The organism is Streptomyces diastaticus subsp. diastaticus, from assembly GCF_011170125.1.
Taxonomy (GTDB): domain Bacteria; phylum Actinomycetota; class Actinomycetes; order Streptomycetales; family Streptomycetaceae; genus Streptomyces; species Streptomyces diastaticus.
Genome location: NZ_BLLN01000002.1, coordinates 281,922 through 295,803, shown reverse-complemented (window position 1 = coordinate 295,803; position 13,882 = coordinate 281,922). Strand labels below are relative to the sequence as shown.

Annotated in this window: 15 protein-coding genes and 1 pseudogene; 8 read left to right on the top strand and 8 right to left on the bottom strand. The window is 74.2% G+C overall.

What is annotated here, in order from left to right; genetic code table 11:
• Positions 1–493: 493 nt before the first annotated feature.
• Positions 494–844: an STAS domain-containing protein gene (locus Sdia_RS03140; protein ID WP_100456342.1), complete on the top strand. Its 351-nt coding sequence runs from the start codon at positions 494–496 to the stop codon at positions 842–844.
• Positions 845–971: 127 nt separating this feature from the next.
• Positions 972–1,529, top strand: coding sequence for an ATP-binding protein (locus tag Sdia_RS03135; protein ID WP_115067741.1), 558 nt, complete (start codon positions 972–974; stop codon positions 1,527–1,529).
• Between the two features lie 18 nt (positions 1,530–1,547).
• Here Sdia_RS03135 and Sdia_RS03130 read toward each other — a convergent pair whose 3' ends face one another.
• Entirely contained in the window at positions 1,548–1,895 is a 348-nt protein-coding gene (locus tag Sdia_RS03130) for a MerR family transcriptional regulator (RefSeq protein ID WP_370464574.1), read from the bottom strand.
• A gap of 582 nt (positions 1,896–2,477) precedes the next feature.
• Here Sdia_RS03130 and Sdia_RS03125 point away from each other — a divergent pair.
• From Sdia_RS03125 to Sdia_RS03115, 3 genes are all read left to right on the top strand, one after another.
• Entirely contained in the window at positions 2,478–2,681 is a 204-nt protein-coding gene (locus Sdia_RS03125; RefSeq protein WP_100456332.1) for a cold-shock protein, read from the top strand.
• A 650-nt stretch (positions 2,682–3,331) separates the two neighbouring features.
• Positions 3,332–4,873, top strand: coding sequence for a DEAD/DEAH box helicase (locus tag Sdia_RS03120; protein ID WP_100456329.1), 1,542 nt, complete (start codon positions 3,332–3,334; stop codon positions 4,871–4,873).
• 274 nt (positions 4,874–5,147) lie between these two features.
• Positions 5,148–5,462 carry an SCO5918 family protein gene (locus Sdia_RS03115; RefSeq protein ID WP_100456327.1) on the top strand — a complete coding sequence of 105 codons (315 nt, stop codon included), beginning with the start codon at positions 5,148–5,150 and terminating at the stop codon, positions 5,460–5,462.
• Positions 5,463–5,538: 76 nt separating this feature from the next.
• Here the strand turns inward: Sdia_RS03115 and Sdia_RS03110 are convergent, their stop codons facing one another.
• On the bottom strand, positions 5,539–6,498 hold the full coding sequence (locus Sdia_RS03110) for an NAD(P)/FAD-dependent oxidoreductase (protein ID WP_100456325.1): 960 nt from the start codon (positions 6,496–6,498) through the stop codon (positions 5,539–5,541).
• Positions 6,499–6,866: 368 nt separating this feature from the next.
• Positions 6,867–7,484, bottom strand: coding sequence for a histidine phosphatase family protein (locus Sdia_RS03105; protein ID WP_100456324.1), 618 nt, complete (start codon positions 7,482–7,484; stop codon positions 6,867–6,869).
• A 367-nt stretch (positions 7,485–7,851) separates the two neighbouring features.
• Between Sdia_RS03105 and Sdia_RS03100 the strand changes: the two genes are divergently transcribed.
• The gene (locus Sdia_RS03100) at positions 7,852–9,147 is read left to right on the top strand and encodes a sensor histidine kinase (RefSeq protein WP_100456323.1); all 1,296 of its coding nucleotides are present in this window, start codon (positions 7,852–7,854) and stop codon (positions 9,145–9,147) included.
• The gene (locus tag Sdia_RS03095; RefSeq protein ID WP_100456322.1) at positions 9,144–9,779 is read left to right on the top strand and encodes a response regulator; all 636 of its coding nucleotides are present in this window, start codon (positions 9,144–9,146) and stop codon (positions 9,777–9,779) included. The genes Sdia_RS03100 and Sdia_RS03095 overlap by 4 nt, the downstream gene beginning before the upstream one ends.
• 31 nt (positions 9,780–9,810) lie before the next feature.
• Here the strand turns inward: Sdia_RS03095 and crcB are convergent, their stop codons facing one another.
• The 5 genes and pseudogenes from crcB to Sdia_RS03070 all read right to left on the bottom strand — a co-directional run bounded on the left by crcB (position 9,811) and on the right by Sdia_RS03070 (position 12,630).
• Positions 9,811–10,188 (bottom strand): fluoride efflux transporter CrcB, encoded by a 378-nt coding sequence (gene crcB, locus Sdia_RS03090; RefSeq protein ID WP_100456321.1) that lies wholly within the window; start codon positions 10,186–10,188, stop codon positions 9,811–9,813.
• Positions 10,185–10,766, bottom strand: coding sequence for a fluoride efflux transporter FluC (locus tag Sdia_RS03085; RefSeq protein ID WP_189500485.1), 582 nt, complete (start codon positions 10,764–10,766; stop codon positions 10,185–10,187). The genes crcB and Sdia_RS03085 overlap by 4 nt, the downstream gene beginning before the upstream one ends.
• 87 nt (positions 10,767–10,853) lie before the next feature.
• Positions 10,854–11,716, bottom strand: a pseudogene (locus Sdia_RS03080) (IS5 family transposase).
• A gap of 19 nt (positions 11,717–11,735) precedes the next feature.
• Entirely contained in the window at positions 11,736–12,491 is a 756-nt protein-coding gene (locus tag Sdia_RS03075) for a hypothetical protein (protein WP_189500130.1), read from the bottom strand.
• Entirely contained in the window at positions 12,481–12,630 is a 150-nt protein-coding gene (locus tag Sdia_RS03070) for a hypothetical protein (RefSeq protein WP_229830964.1), read from the bottom strand. The genes Sdia_RS03075 and Sdia_RS03070 overlap by 11 nt, the downstream gene beginning before the upstream one ends.
• A gap of 318 nt (positions 12,631–12,948) precedes the next feature.
• Between Sdia_RS03070 and Sdia_RS03065 the strand changes: the two genes are divergently transcribed.
• Positions 12,949–13,869: an AurF N-oxygenase family protein gene (locus tag Sdia_RS03065; protein WP_115067745.1), complete on the top strand. Its 921-nt coding sequence runs from the start codon at positions 12,949–12,951 to the stop codon at positions 13,867–13,869.
• Positions 13,870–13,882: the final 13 nt, after the last annotated feature.

Below are 13,882 nucleotides of genomic sequence, written 5' to 3'. Positions count from 1 at the left end.
AGAGGCGGAGGAATCGCGAGGGAACGGGCGGCCCGGCGTGACGGTCCCGGGCCCGTGCCGCCGGCCCGCCGTGCTCCGGTGTCCGCGCCGGTCGGCGGCGGGGCCACCGACCTGGCCGCGCCCTTCACCGGGCGGGACCCGAACCCTTTGCCGCGTGCCGGAATCCGGGTCCAGGAAGCCGGCTCCCCGGGCGCGGACGGCCTTTCCCCGGCGCGCTCCCGGAGCGGGAACCCGCGCCTTCCGGGAATTCCCTGTCCGCGGCCGGGGCCCGTTTGAACAGGGGGATCGTGGCAAAAAGCGCTGAACGGAACGGACCGTCCGAACCGAGGAGTGGGATTCGTGGAACGCCAGGAGAAGAACCCCGGCCGCGAGAACCGCACCGTGCGTCCCCGCGGCCACCGGCGAGATCCGCGGGCCCGCGGCCCGGGCCCGCGCGGACACCCCCTCGGGGGCCGCGCCGTTCCGGGCGCACGTGAAGAAGGAGGTAAGGAGCATGCTGGAGAGATCGGGGATGGACATCACGACGAGCGCGGAACCGTCCGCCTTCGTCATCGGCGTCCACGGCGACGTGGACCTGCACACCGCACCCGCCCTGGACGCCGCGCTGGCCCGGGCGCTGCGCGAGGCGGCGCCCCGGACGGTCGTGGACCTGTCCGGGACCAGCTTCGCCGACTCCAGCATCCTCGGCAGTCTGCTGCGCGCCCTGCGCGATCACCGCGAGCGGGAGCGGCGCCTGATCATCGCCGGGCCCATGAGCGACCTCGTCTCCCGGCTCTTCGAGGTCACCGGCACGCTCGCGGCGTTCGAGACGGCGCCCACCGTCCAGGTCGCCCGGGAGCAATGAACCCGGCCGTCCGCGGGTACCCGGTCCCCGGCGGCAGCTCCGCCGGGGGCCCGGGGCCGGTCCGGGACGAGAAGGCCGTACCGCAACCGCAGAGCCGAGCAGCCGTACCGACGCAAGGGGGCCAGCCGTGACAGTCGACGAAGGCGACGGAGACCTGATCCAGTTCCGGCAGGGCCTCGCCCGCGCCGAGGGCGACCACCGTCCCGGCGTCCTGCGCCGCCCCGGGGACGCGCCGCGGATCGTGTCGGCTCCGCGCCGTCGTGGGGCGCGGCGCGGCGCGGCGGTGCCCGCCACGGCGGGCGAGGCCCGCGACCTGGTCCAGCACGCGCTGCGCGACAGCTTCGGCCCGGACGCCGTGGCGGAGGCGGGCGGCGGCCTCGGCGAGAGCGTGGTCGTCGCCGACGTACTGCTGGTCACCTCGGAACTGGTCACCAACGCCATCCGGCACGGTGGCGGCCTCACCGGCTTCGACGTCCAGCTCGGCGACGCCCACCTGACCCTGCACGTCAGCGACGCCAGCTCGGCCGTCCCGACCACCACCCGCGCCGACGGCCCTTTCGATCCCGACCGCCCGTTGGTCGGCGGATACGGCTGGCCGCTGGTACGCCGCCTCGCGCAGGACGTCTCCGTACGGTTGCAGCCCGGCGGCGGCAAGTGCGTGACCGTCACCCTGCCCCTGTTCTGAGCCGGGCCGGAGCGCCGCTCAGTCGCGGGAGCCCTCGCCGGGGACCGCGGAGGCGTGGCGCAGCCGCTCGTTGACGCGGAGGGCCTCCTCGAGCTGGTCCTCCAGGATCACGATGCGGCAGGCGGCCTCCACGGGCGTGCCCTGGTCGACCAGCTCCCGGGCGCGCGCGGCCACCCGGAGCTGGTAGCGCGAGTACCGGCGGTGGCCGCCCGCCGAGCGCAGCGGCGTGATCAGGCGGGCCTCGCCGACGGCCCGCAGGAACGCCGGGGTCGCGCCGATCATCTCGGCCGCGCGGCCCATGGTGTACGCGGGGTAGTCCTCGTCGTCGAACTTGTCCGTCGGGTCCGGCGGGGTCTTACGGGTCACCTGCACCTCTTCGTGGGACGGATCGCTGCTCCTTCCGGAGGAAGTTCTCCCCGGCCTTTCCGCTGCACACGGTGGGCTCGGGACTCCGGCGGATCGCAGCACCCGGAGAAAAAAGGCTAACTCCGGGAAGGTCCTCTGTCTAACGTGGCCGTGACAGTTTTTCCCGGAGTGTCGTGGGGTTCGATCCCCGCGGCAGGGGTAGGCCCGGGGTCGGCGGGCCCGGGGCCGGAGGTGCCGCCGCGCGAGCCGGTGGGCGCATATCTGTCGCGGCTGGTGCAGAAAGAGGCGGCATGGCGGGTGCGGATTTCCTGGACGGAGAGTGAGCGGAAATCCCCAGGGGCCGCCGAATGGGCGCTTTCGGCCCCTCCGCCGGCGGAGGCCGCGTGCTAGTGTCGGTACCAGTTGCAGTTGTGGTTCCCAGAATTTCACGCTCCTTCGCGGAGGGTCCGACGAGAAATCGACGGCCATCAGCAGGAACGCTTGTGTATTTCCGGAGATTTTTCTCCGGGCGGGGTAATCATCGCGGCGGCGCGGGATTCGCACAGTGCGGGTCCCGGTGAATTGCCCCGAAGGAGATATGACATGGCTACTGGCACCGTGAAGTGGTTCAACGCGGAAAAGGGCTTCGGCTTCATCGAGCAGGACGGCGGCGGCGCCGACGTCTTCGCCCACTACTCGAACATCGCCACCTCCGGCTTCCGTGAGCTGCTGGAAGGCCAGAAGGTCACGTTCGACGTCACGCAGGGCCAGAAGGGCCCGCAGGCCGAGAACATCGTTCCTGCCTGACGCCTGGCGGTAGCGTAGACGCAGCTGGGGCCCGCACCTTGGGTGCGGGCCCCAGCTCGTGCGTTCCCCGGTTTTCCCAGGTGAGGCGTAGTCGCCTCGCCACCCCCGGCCCCTTCGCCGGAGCCCCCTCGGGTGCCGCTCCGCCGGAGTGCCGGTCGCCCTCGCCCCCTGATGCGCGAACCGCCGGGCCCGGGCCGTCGGACCGACCGCGCGTCCCGACACTCCCCGACGGGACTCCGTCCCGCCCGGACCCCTGTCCACCACCGAGTGGACGCACCCGCGGCCCCCTGTACCGTGAGGACACCCGGCCGTGCGGCCGGGCCGCGGCCCACGTGCCGCGAAGCGAGTGACCCGAGTGCCGCACGCCGAAAGCACCGCGGCGGCACGCCGCACAGCCACACCACGGCGGGGCGAGAGTCCCACGCCGAGATGAACGACCGTGATCCGACCGGCCCGCGCCGACCCCGGAGAACGCGGCCCGAATGGCCCGGGCTCTTTTCGACAAGGCGCGAGCGCATCTTCGGCGCGTCCCCTTGCCTGTTCCAGATTTCTGCTTTCCCCGCATTTTCTTCGGTTCGTATCGGTGACTCTTCCGCGTTCCAGCTCCGCGCGGCCGGGATTCCCCGGCGTTCCGCAACGAGGAGGTTCCCGTGAACCAGAACCGCGCGAGTCGCAGCGACGACCGCACCGGCCGGCGCTCCGGCGGCCACCGGGGCGCCGGCGCCCCCCGCTCCGCCACCCCCGACCGCTACCGCTCCCCGGGCCGAGGCGGCCCCCAGGGCGGCCGCCGCTCCGGCGGGGAGCGCACCCGGGCCGGAGCCCGCGGCGAGTTCGCCCCGCCCGCCACCGGCACCCCCGCCCTGCCGCCCGTCGACTCCTTCGACCGGCTCGGCCTGCCGTCCGCGCTGCTGGCCTGCCTGACCGCCGAGGGCGTCACCCAGCCGTTCCCGATCCAGGCGGCGACCCTGCCGAACTCGCTGGCCGGACGCGACATCCTCGGCCGGGGCCGCACCGGCTCCGGCAAGACCCTCGCCTTCGGCCTCGCACTGCTGGCGCGGCTGGAGGGGCGGCGCGCGGAACCGCGCAGCCCGCTCGGCCTGGTCCTGGTCCCCACCCGAGAGCTGGCGCAGCAGGTCACCGAGGCGCTCACGCCGTACGCCCGCTCCCTGCGGCTGCGGATGACCACGGTGGTCGGCGGGCTGTCCATCGGACGGCAGGCGTCGGCGCTGCGCGGCGGCGCGGAGGTCGTCGTGGCGACGCCGGGACGGCTGAAGGACCTCATCGACCGGGGCGACTGCCGCCTGGACCAGGTGGGCGCCACCGTGCTGGACGAGGCCGACCAGATGGCCGACATGGGCTTCATGCCGCAGGTCACCGAACTGCTCGACCAGGTGCGCCCGGGCGGGCAGCGGCTGCTCTTCTCGGCGACCCTCGACCGCAACGTCGACCTGCTGGTCCGCCGCTACCTGGACGACCCGACCGTCCACTCCGTCGACCCGTCGGCCGGGGCCGTCACCACCATGGAGCACCACCTGTTCCAGGTGCACGGGCCCGACAAGCACGCCCTGGCCACCGAGATCGCGGCCCGTGACGGGCGGGTGATCCTCTTCCTGGACACCAAGCACGCCGTGGACCGGCTCGCCGAGCACCTGCTCCGCAACGGTGTCCGCGCCGCCGCCCTGCACGGCGGCCGCTCGCAGGCGCAGCGCACGCGCACGCTGGCGCAGTTCCGCGACGGGCACGTCACCGCGCTGGTCGCCACCAACGTCGCCGCCCGCGGCATCCACGTCGACGACCTCGACCTCGTCGTCAACGTCGATCCGCCGGCCGACCACAAGGACTACCTGCACCGCGGTGGCCGCACCGCGCGCGCCGGAGCCTCCGGCAGCGTCGTCACGCTGGTCCTGCCCGAGCAGCGCCGCACGATGAGCCGCCTGATGGCCGACGCGGGGATCACCCCGCAGACCACCCGGGTGCGGTCCGGCGAGGCCGAGCTGAGCCGCATCACCGGCGCCCGGAAGCCCTCCGGTGTGCCCGTCACCCTGCGGGCCCCCGCGCCCGCCTCGCCCCGTCGTGGCGCGGCCTCCTCGCGCGGACGGCGCAGTCCCGCCGCGCAGGCGCGCCGCGCGGCGGCCGTGCGGTCCCGCCCGGCCGGGCAGGGCGGCGCCACGTCGCTCGGCTCGGCCGCTTGAGCCCGCGCCCCGGTCCGTCCGGCCCCTCGTCCTGACGGGGCCGGGTGGCGTCCGGGGCGCGTCGCGGACGTGGTCCGGCTCCGAGTACCGCTCGGGCCGGGCCTCGCCCGTACGGTGGGCGGTGGCCCGCGGGCAGCACGCCTGCCCGAATCCTCGCCCGCCACGGGTGCGGACGGATACGCTCATGGCGTCCTCGCGCTCCCCTTCCCGACCGGCCGGCCGGGAGCGCTGTCCGGCGCCGGTCCCCTTCGAAACCACGTGAGTTGAGGCACCCATGCGCTGTGTCATCGCCCGCTTCCCCTTCGACCTCGTCAAGAGCGAGGTGGTGGCGAAGATGAAGGGCGTCAAGCCCGAGCCGGTCACCGGCGAGTACGTGATCATCGGCCGCCACCACTACCCGGTCAAGCAGGTCGGGGAGGTCATCACCCGCCAGGACCGGCGTGACTTCAGCGCCGGCGAGGTGACGCGGGCGCTGACCCGCCTCGGCTTCACCTGCCGCCCCGCCCCGGGCACCGAGCCCGCCGCTCCCGAGCGCAGCGCCGTGGAGACGGCCGCCGCCCAGCTCGGAGGCGCCCCGGAGCAGGGCTGACCGCCACCTGACGGCCCGGCCGGACCTGATCGCTCGCGACAGGTCCGGCCGGGCTTTCGTCTGCCCGGGGGCGCGCTCAGCGGGCCGCCCGGTGGGCCTCGACCGCGAGGCGGGTCTCCTCGGTGACGAGGTCCATGTTGAGCATGGCGGCGGCGCGGACGGCGGCGCCCGCGGAGAGCACGACCTGGTCGGTGGGGCTGGCCACGTTGCCGGCCGCCCAGACGCCGGGGACGCTGGTCAGCCCCGTCGGGTCGGTGTCCAGTCGGCTGCCGACGACGGTGCCGCCGACCTCCACCGGGACCGTCGCCAGGCCGAGGCCGGTGAGGAAGCCGGCGCGCGCCGCGAGGGTGCCGCCGGTCGCCAGGGCGCGCACCGGCACCGTGCTGCCGTCGGCCAGCTCGACGCCCGCGAGACGTCCCTCGGCGTCGGTCGCCAGCCCCGCGACCTCGCCTTCGACGATCCGGGTCCCCCGGGCCTCGAGCTGCTCGCGCTCCTCGGCGGTGGGGCCGGAGGTGGTGTGCGTGAACAGCGTCAGCTCCTTCGTCCACTGACGCCACAGCAGGGCCTGGTGGACGGCGAGGGGGCCGGTGGCGAGGACACCGGTGGGCAGGTCCTGGGCCTCCCAGCCGTGGCAGTACGGGCAGTGCAGCACGTCCTTGCCCCAGAGTGCGGCGAGGCCGGGGACCGGCGGGAGTTCGTCGGTGACCCCGGTGGTGACCAGGAGGCGGCGGGCGGTCGCCGAGGAACCGTCGGCCAGGGCGACCCGGAAGAGACCGTCCTCGCGGTGGGCGTCGGTGACCGTCCCCTCGCGCAGCTCACCGCCGTACGCGGCGACCTCGGCCCGGCCGGTCCGCAGCAGCTCCCGCGGGCTGACGCCTTCGCGGCTCAGGAAGGTGTGGACGCCCGCGGCCGGGGCGTTGCGCGGTTCGCCCGCGTCGACGACGAGGACGGAGCGGCGGGCTCGGCCGAGCGTGACGGCACCGGCCAGACCGGCCGCGCCGCCGCCGATGACGATGACGTCGTAGGGGGTGGGCATGAGGGGCTCCCTTCAGTAGCTGCTGGGGCCGAGCATGGGGCGACGGCGGCGGAGAGCGCAAAGGGCGTTGCCGTTCCGGCAAAGAGGGCCTGGGTGGCGGGGTCCTGGCGCGGGAGAGCGGGGCGGGGGTGCCGGTGCTGCCGGTGCGGGTGCTCCGGGCAGGCGCCCGGCTCGACCGCCTGCGGCCGCCGGTCGCACCGTCGCGCGCCGGTCGCACCGTTCGCCGTTCTCCGCGTCCGGCCGGACCGAGGACGGCCACCCCGGCCCGGGTCGCGCGGGAGCGCTGCGCCACCGACTGCTCCCCGGTCTTCGGCGGGCAGGAGACCCGCCCTCGCCCCGCCCCCTGGCGGTCCGCCGGCCTGCCCCGCTCAGGCCCGCAGCTCCGGCGGGTACCCGGGCCGGCGCAGTTCCTCCGGCAGGTGGCCGAGGTCGTTGAAGAGCGTCAGGGCGGCGGGGCGGCCCGGGGGGTAACGGATCACGGTCAGGCCCGTGTTGGCGTGGTTGAGGCCGATCCAGCGCCAGGCCGGGGCGTCGAGCGCGTCGCGGACGAGCCAGGCGGCGAGGAAGGCGTGGGTGACGACGAGTTCGTGCCGGGCCTCGTCCCCCTCGGCCGGGCCGGTGAACCGGGCCTCGGCCGCGCGGGCGAGCGCCGGTCCGGCCGCACGCTCCTCGGCGGAAAGCCCCGCGAGGCGTTCGACCGTGGCGTCGGCCGACTCGGCGGGCAGTTCCTCGCGCCGGGGGAGGTACGGCGGATAGTCCCCCGCCTCCTCGGCGGCCTCCGCCGACACCCCGCCGACCCGCTCGCAGACGATCCGCGCCGTCTCCTCCGCCCGGGCCGACGGCCCGTGACGCACGGCGGTCAGCCCCACCCCGGCCAGCCGCTCGCCGAGCAAGGCCGCCTGCCGCCGCCCGGCCTCGGTGAGCGCGGACTCGTCGGCGGCCGCCTCGGCGTGGCGGGTGACGTAGAGGTAACGGGTGGCGGGCACGGCGGGGCTCCTCGCTGGGTGGGGCGCGTGGGGCAGGGCTGACCGGTGGCCCCGGCCGGCGACCGGGTGATGCGAGGGACGCGGAGGGCGCGGGCGGTGGTTCCGTCCCGACCCGGCCGTGCGGCCGCTGACCACCTCGCGGCGAGCGGGTCCCTCCTCGACGCGGTCCGACTCGTTCTCCCGGGACGGCGGGCACGTGGGGCGGGGCCGACAGCCGGGAGGGCTTCGTCCGGTCTCTCCCGCGACGGGCTGACGGGCCCCGCCCCTTCCATCTTTCGGTCGATGGCACCACCCCCGTCCTTCCGTACCGTGGGAGGACGGCCGCTTCTCGCAGGTGACGGCCGCCCCCCGCCGTCCGGAGAGCGCCGTGCCCAGCACCACCCCCGTCCCAGCCCCCGGCCCCGCGCCCCGGCGCGGGTCCCTCGCCACGCCCGCGCCCCGGGTGCTCGCCTGGTGTCTGCACCTGCTGGTGGGGGCGCTGTTGGTGATGGCGGTGGGGCGGGCGTTCGTCGGGGGCGGGGGACAGGCGTGGGCCGTCGGGGCGGTGGGGGCGGCGTTCGGGGCGGTGTACGCGGTGGGGCCGGTGCTGCCGGCGGTACGGCGGTCGCGGCGGGGGGCCGTGGTCTGGCTGGTGGGGGTGGGGGTGCTGTGGGCGGGGTTGCTGGCGTTGACGGCGGATGCGATGTGGCTGGCGTTTCCGTTGTTCTTCGTGCAGCTCCACCTGCTGGCGGGGCGGGCGGGGCCGTCGGCGGTGGCGTTGACGACGGGGGTGGCGGTCTGCTCGTACGCGGCGCACCAGGGCCGGTTCACGGCGGCGGCCGCGATCGGGCCGGTGATCGGGGCCGCCGTGGCGATCGCGGTGGTCCGGGGCTACCAGGCGCTGTACCGGGAGAGCGAGCAGCGGCGGCGGCTCATCGAGGAGCTGACCCGGGCCCGGGCCGACCTGGCGGCGGCGCAGCACACGGCCGGGGTGATGGCCGAGCGGGAGCGGCTGGCGCGGGAGATCCACGACACCCTGGCGCAGGGGCTGAGCAGCATCCAGCTGCTGTTGCGCGCGGCCCAGCGGTCGCTGGGCGCCGACGGCGGTACGGACGGCGCCGGGCGGTACGTCGAGCAGGCCCGCCAGGCCGCCGCCGACAACCTCGCCGAGGCGCGCCGGTTCGTCGCCGCCCTCGCCCCGCAGGATCTGGAGGGGACGACGCTGGCCGGTGCCCTGGAACGGCTCTGCGCCACCACCTCGGCCACCTCACCGGTGACCGTCCGCTTCCATCTGGCCCACGATCCGGGCCCGCTCTCCACCGCCTACGAGGTCGCGCTGCTGCGGATCGCGCAGGCGGCGCTCGGCAACACCGTGCGGCACGCCGGCGCGCGTACGGCCGCGGTGACGCTGAGCGGGCTCGGGGACGCGGTGGCGCTGGACGTGGTCGACGACGGGCGGGGGTTCGAGCCGGCCGCGCTGCCCGCGCCCGACCCGGACCGGGGCGGTTTCGGCATCCCCGCGATGCGCGCCCGGACGCGGGCCCTCGGCGGCACGCTGACGATCGAGTCCCGGCCGGGTGCGGGCACGGCCGTCGCCGCCCAGTTGCCGCTGCCGCCCGCCCCGTCCCCGTACGAACCCGCACGCGCACCAGAACCCGACCCCGTGACGGAGGCCCCGCGATGACCCTCATCCGCCTGCTGCTCGCCGACGACCACCCGATCGTGCGGGCAGGACTGCGGGCCGTGCTGGAGACGGAGCCGGACTTCGAGATCGCCGGGGAGGCCGCCAGCGCCGAGGAGGCCGTGGCGCTCGCCGGGCGGCTGGCGGTGGACGTGGTGCTGATGGACCTCCAGTTCGGGCCCGGTGCGCGGATGAACGGTTCGCAGGCCACCGCCGCGATCACCGCCCGGCCCGGCGCGCCACGCGTCCTGGTGGTGACGACGTACGACTCGGACGCCGACACCCTCCCGGCGATCGAGGCGGGCGCCACCGGCTACCTGCTCAAGGACGCCCCGCCGGAGGAGCTGGCCGAGGCGGTGCGGACGGCGGCGGCGGGCCGCACCACCCTGGCGCCGGCCGTCGCGGACCGGCTGCTGCGCCGGGTGCGTACCCCGGGTACGGCGTTGAGCAGGCGGGAGACGGAGGTGCTGGGCCTGGTCGCGGAGGGCATGTCCAACCTCCGCATCAGCGAACGCCTCCACCTGAGCCAGGCCACGGTCAAGTCCCACCTGGTGCACATCTACGCCAAGCTCGGCGTCGACTCCCGTACGGCGGCGGTCGCGGCAGCTCTGGAGCGCGGCCTGATCCGGCGCTGAGCCCCCGGTGGCCGGCGCCGGCCGTGCTCCGTCAGCCGCCCCACACGGCTCTCGCCAGGCCGAGCCCGAGGACGGCGGCGCCGAGGGCGGCGGTGAGGCTGAGGGCGACGTTGGCGAAGGCGGCGGTGCGCTCGCCCCTCTCGGCCAGGCGCAGGGTCTCGTAGGAGAAGGTCGAGTACGTGGTGTAGGCCCCGCAGATCCCGGTGCCCGCGAAGAGCAGCAGGTTCTCGGAGGCGGCGCCGGTGAGCAGGGCGCCGGTGAGCACGCCGAGGACGAGCGAGCCGGACACGTTGACGACGAGGGTGCCCCAGGGGAACGCCGAGGCGTGGTGGCGCTGGACAGCACGGTCGGTGAGGTACCTCAAGGGGGTGCCGATCATGCCGCCGGCGACGACGAGCAGCCAGTTCACACCGTGCTCCGTCCCGTGCGGCTGAGGCGTGGGCGTACCGCCCACCGGGTCAGCCCGGAGGCGGCGGTGACGGCGGCGAGCGCGGCGAGCAGGGTCAGCGCCAGGTCGGCGAGGGCGCGGCCGGGGCGGCCGCCGTCGAGAAGGGTCTGCACGTCCAGGGCGTAGGTGGAGAACGTGGTGAAGCCGCCCAGCACGCCGGTGCCGAGGAAGGGCCGCAGCAGCCGGGGGGCGCCCCGCCACACCTCGGTGAGCAGCGCCATCAGCACGCCCATGCCCGCGCAGCCGGCGGCGTTGACGACGAGGACCGTCCAGGGGAAGGCCCCGGTGGGGGTGGGCCACAGCACGGTCGCCCCGTACCGGACGGCGGCTCCGGCCCCGCCGCCCAGCGAGATGGCGAGGAGGACGGGGAGCCGGCTCTCCGGCGGCGCCCCCTGCGCCGGTCCCGGGCCGAGGTCGGGGTCGACCGGTTCGGGGGGCGGGAGCGGCAGGTTCGCGCGGTGCGTGCCACCCGGCTCCGGGGCGCCGGAGGCCGGAGGGACGGGGCGGGGGTCCGGTCGGTCGTCGGACGGGTGGGGCATGGGGCGAGCGTACGCCGGAAGGCGGCGCGGACCGCTGACGGCCGGCTCTCCGGGGGTGGGGGGCCGGCCTAGGCAGTTTCGTTTGGATCATCGGGTGGACCAGAGGAAGATGCCCGCGACGTGGAGTCCGGCCAGGTAGATGGTGGCGGTTTTCTCGTAGCGGGTGGCGATGCCTCGCCACTGTTTGAGGCGGTTGATGCACCGCTCGACGGTGTTGCGCTGTTTGTAGGTCTCGCGGTCGAAGGCTGGTGGTCTGCCGCCTCGGCTGCCTCGGCGGAGCCGGTGGCGGCGTTGGTCTGCGGGGACGGGGATCACGGCCCGGATGCCGCGCTTGCGCAGGTGTTCGCGGATGGCGCGGGAGGAGTATGCCTTGTCGGCGAGGACCACGTCCGGCCTGGTGCGGGGTCGTCCTCGCCGACGGGGGACCCGCAGGCGGGCCATGACCTCGGGAAAGGCAGGTGCGTCACCGGCCTGTCCGGCGGTGAGGACGAACGCGAGGGGCCGGCAGCGGGCATCGGCGGCGAGGTGGATCTTCGTGGTCAGTCCGCCGCGGGAACGGCCGATGGCGTGGTCGCCGGGTTCGCCGGCCGGGGCCCCTTTTTACGGGCCCCGGCCGCGTGCTGGTGGGCCCGCACGATCGTGGAGTCGACCGAGACGGCCCAGCTGACGTCCTCGTCGGCGTCGGCCTGGGCCACCAAGGCGGTGAAAACCCGCTCCCAGGTGCCGTCGACGGCCCACATCCGCAGCCGGTTGTAGACACCCCGCCAGTTGCCGTACTTCTCCGGCAGGTGCACCCACTGCGTACCGGTCTGGAACTTGTAGGCGATCGCGTCGATCACCTCACGATGGTCACGCCAGCGGCCACCCCGCTTCGGCGTCCGGTCCGGGAGCAACGGCTCGATCCGCGCCCACTGCGCGTCAGTCAACGGCACACCCGGACCAACGACCAACTGATCCAAACGAAACGGCCTAGGGCCAGTACAAGCGGGAGTCCATGCCGGAAGAGCGGGGCGCGGGCAGGCCGTCGCCTTGTGGCGGGTCCACCGCGTAGCCGAGGTCACGGAGCACCGCGGCTGCGACATCGGGCGCGTCGCGGACTGCCGCGCGCAACCGCGACTGGCGCCACTTCCCCGTTTCCGCCTCGATGATTTTGCGCCATCCGGGCTCGACGTCGATGGCGAACTCCCTCTCCAGGAGCAGCAGGACGTCCTCGAGCCCCGGCCGGAACCGGTGACCGCCGACAGGGAAGCGGATCTCCGAGACCCGGGGTGGCTTGCCTCGCCTGGACTTCCCGCTCGGGCTTGACTGCTTGCGTTCGGCGAGACGGAGCAGGTACGCGAGTTCGTCCCGGTGGGCGTGTACCTGAAGGTGCGCTCCGGGTGGGTTCTTCCCCTTGCGGACGTACTCGTGGCGCAGTAGCGGCTCAAGGCTGGATTCGAAGAACACCTTGACGTCGGCGCGGTCGGTCGCCAGGTACTGGCCTGCCGTGTCCCAGCAGCAGAAGTGCTGGATGTGCAGCTGTAGGCACGGGACTTGGTCGGTCGCGACAGGGATGCTGGTGGCGGTCATCCCGTCCTCGTCGAGCGGGGCCACGAGAACCCGAGTGCCGCTGTAGCCCGCGGAGAAGCGTGGCGAGTCCGGACCGAGGACTCCCCGCGTCAGGGCGGTGAGGGTCTCGGCGAACCCGGTGGCCTTCGCTTCGAGCCGGGCCTCGTCAGCGGTCACCGGCCAGAAGGTGGTCGATGCCTTCGATGGTGTGCCAAACGCTCAGCTCACGGGCGCTCAGTGTGTACGACTCGGCTCGGCGCTGGAGTTCGTCGTGGGTCATGTGGACCTCGGCCAGCAGCCGCGCACGCTGTGCCAAGAGGTCTTCGCGCGTCCTTCGAATCATGGTCCGCATGGGACTCCCCTGGATGGATCAGACGCTCTCAGTGAAGCAGGCCGCTCTGACAGCGACGCTTTGCCCATGAAAGACGTTGGCCAAGACATCCACCGGGAATCCGTCGAACGGATGCTCTATTCGTGCCGGCCGGGGCGCGGGTCCCCGCTCGGCCCCGGGAGCCCGCTGTCGACATCCTGTAAATAACACGGCCCGAGGGGTTCCCTCGGGCGGCGGCCCTTCTTACCATCGGTAACACCACGAGTGTGGTGTCGCCCGCATCCGGACGAAGGGGCCGCTCCCATGGCAACGACCGACGCACAGCCCACCGCCCAGGACGAGGGCGGGCACGACATCAACGACATCACGCGCCGTCTGCTGGAGTCCTCGGCGAAGCTCTCCTACGACCCGGCCACCGAGGTGGACTGGGACACCCCGCTCGACAAGGACTTCCACGGCATGAGCCCGGAGTGGAGCTCGCTCTACGGGACCCGCTACTGGGACGAACTGACGGAGGACCAGCGCAAGGAGCTGACCCGTCAGGAGTCCGGGTCGGTGGCGAGCACCGGCATCTGGTTCGAGGTGATCCTCCAGCAGATGGTGCTGCGGGACATCTACGCCAAGGACCCGGCCAGCCCCGAGTTCCAGTGGGCGCTCACCGAGATCGCCGACGAGTGCCGGCACTCCATCATGTTCGCGCGCGGCGTCCGCAAGCTCGGCGCCCCGGCCTACAAGCCGCGCCGCGCGGTGATGGAGCTGGGCCGTCTCTTCAAGACGCTGGCGTTCGGCGAGGCCGCGTACGCCTCGATCCTCGTCGCCGAGGAGGTCCTCGACGTGATGCAGCGCGACTGGATGCGCGACGAACGGGTGGTGCCCTTCGTGCGCACCATCAACAACATCCACGTCGTCGAGGAGTCCCGGCACATGAAGTTCGCCCGGGACGAGACCATCAAGCGGCTGGAGAACGCGGGCTGGCTGCGCCGCCAGACGCAGGCGCTGGTCATCTCCGTCTGCGCCTACTTCGTCATCACGAGCATGTGGAACCGCGACGTGTACCGCAACGCGGGGCTCGACACCGAGCGGGCGCGCGCCGAGGCCAAGGCCAACCAGCACCACAAGTCGATGATCCGCTCCAGCTGCTCGGGGCTGATGGACTTCCTCTCCTCCGCCCGGCTCCTCACCCGCCCGGCGGCCGCGGTCTACCGGCGGGCCAACCTGCTCTGACCCGCCCGCGTCC

What these genes read in the sequence shown, in the direction of transcription:
- Sdia_RS03140 (WP_100456342.1), top strand. Translation starts at nt 494, where the DNA reads ATGCTGGAGAGATCGGGGATGGACATCACGACGAGCGCGGAACCGTCC.
- Sdia_RS03125 (WP_100456332.1), top strand. Translation starts at nt 2,478, where the DNA reads ATGGCTACTGGCACCGTGAAGTGGTTCAACGCGGAAAAGGGCTTCGGC.
- Sdia_RS03115 (WP_100456327.1), top strand. Translation starts at nt 5,148, where the DNA reads ATGCGCTGTGTCATCGCCCGCTTCCCCTTCGACCTCGTCAAGAGCGAG.
- Sdia_RS03110 (WP_100456325.1), bottom strand. Translation starts at nt 6,498, where the DNA reads ATGCCCACCCCCTACGACGTCATCGTCATCGGCGGCGGCGCGGCCGGT.
- Sdia_RS03095 (WP_100456322.1), top strand. Translation starts at nt 9,144, where the DNA reads ATGACCCTCATCCGCCTGCTGCTCGCCGACGACCACCCGATCGTGCGG.
- Sdia_RS03085 (WP_189500485.1), bottom strand. Translation starts at nt 10,766, where the DNA reads ATGCCCCACCCGTCCGACGACCGACCGGACCCCCGCCCCGTCCCTCCG.
- Sdia_RS03065 (WP_115067745.1), top strand. Translation starts at nt 12,949, where the DNA reads ATGGCAACGACCGACGCACAGCCCACCGCCCAGGACGAGGGCGGGCAC.